This window comes from Paenibacillus sp. N3.4, assembly GCF_008017805.1.
In the GTDB taxonomy this organism is placed as follows: domain Bacteria; phylum Bacillota; class Bacilli; order Paenibacillales; family NBRC-103111; genus Paenibacillus_E.
The window spans coordinates 1-1,398 of the sequence record NZ_VRTT01000201.1; the positions used below are offsets into that span (position 1 = coordinate 1).

1 protein-coding gene is annotated in these 1,398 nt (G+C 42.3%); it reads left to right on the plus strand.

The window, feature by feature from the left end; genetic code table 11:
- Positions 1-96: 96 nt before the first annotated feature.
- Positions 97-1,398, plus strand: a 1,302-nt coding sequence (locus FU659_RS34925) for an IS3 family transposase (protein ID WP_147951734.1), incomplete at its 3' end; no start/stop codon positions are given.

A 1,398-nucleotide genomic window follows, 5' to 3' on the forward strand; every position in this document is an offset into this window, starting at 1 on the left:
TACACTGGTACCCACAGTCTGGACACTTTGAAAAAGTGTTCAGACTGTGGGTACCTTTTTTTGTATACTAGAGTAAGCACCGGAGGGGATTACATCATGTCAAAGAAAATCTTTAGCGAAAAAGACCAAATGAATTTATCAATGAATCAATATGTGATCAGAATAAGCGATAAAGCAATAACCTATGCTGATGAATTTAAGAAGTTGTTCATCGAACAATATATGGCAGGTAAACCTCCGAGAGAAATCTTTGAAGCCTATGGGTTTGATGTAAACGTAATTGGAAAACAACGTGTGAAACAGTGCGCTGAGCGTTGGAGAAAAGCATACGAGGAAAACGGAATTATTGGGCTAGCCGACTCCCGGAAGGAATCCTCTGGACGTCCTCTGAAGCGTGAACTAACGCAGGATGAAGTGATTGCAAGACAAGAAGCAAGAATTAAACTTCTTGAGTCTCAGGTGGACTTGTTAAAAAAGCTAGACACGAAAGAAAGGTTGCTGGTAGTAAAGGGAAAGAATTTAAGCAAGGGTAAGTTATTTGAGCTGATTAAAGAGACTGTAGGTCAGGGTTTAGGACGTACGACTCGCTACCTTTGCGATTTACTTCACGTATCTCGCTCGGGTTACTACAACTACCTACAAGCCGTTGATACCCGCACAGAGCGGTCTCTTTCGGATGTCAAAGCCGGAGAACTAATCAAAAAAGCATTCCAAAGAAAAGGTTTTAAAAAAGGTTCTCGTTCAATTAAGATGACGCCCCAGAACGATTTTGGCGTGATCTATAACCTGAAGAGAATCCGCAGGCTTATGAAGAAATTCGACCTCGTATGTCCTCATAGAAAACCCAATCCCTACAAACGTATGGCTAAGGCGACTCAAGAACATCGAACCCTTCCCAACAGCTTAGAGCGTGATTTTAGAAAGGGTGTTCCTGGACTTGCTCTGCTCACCGATATTACCTACCTCCCTTACGGCCGCTCAGAGACGGCATATTTGTCGACCATACTAGATGCTTCAACAGGAGAGATCCTCTCTTACAACCTATCCAATCGCCTTACACTGGACATTGCTACTGACACGATTGACGCACTTGTAAAGCAAAGAAGGCTGAAGTTGCACAAAGATGCATTTATCCATTCGGATCAAGGAAGTCATTATACAAGTCCAAAATACCAAGAACTTTTGAAGGAAAAAGGGCTAGGTCAGTCCATGTCTAGACGAGGAAATTGCTGGGACAATGCGCCACAGGAGTCTTTTTTTGGTCATATGAAGGACCATGTTGACCACCGAAGCTGCCTAACATTAATAGAACTACAACGTAAAATTGACGGTTACATCCGCTACTACAATAATAATCGATATCAATGGGGATTAAAAAAGATGACCCCTGTACAATAC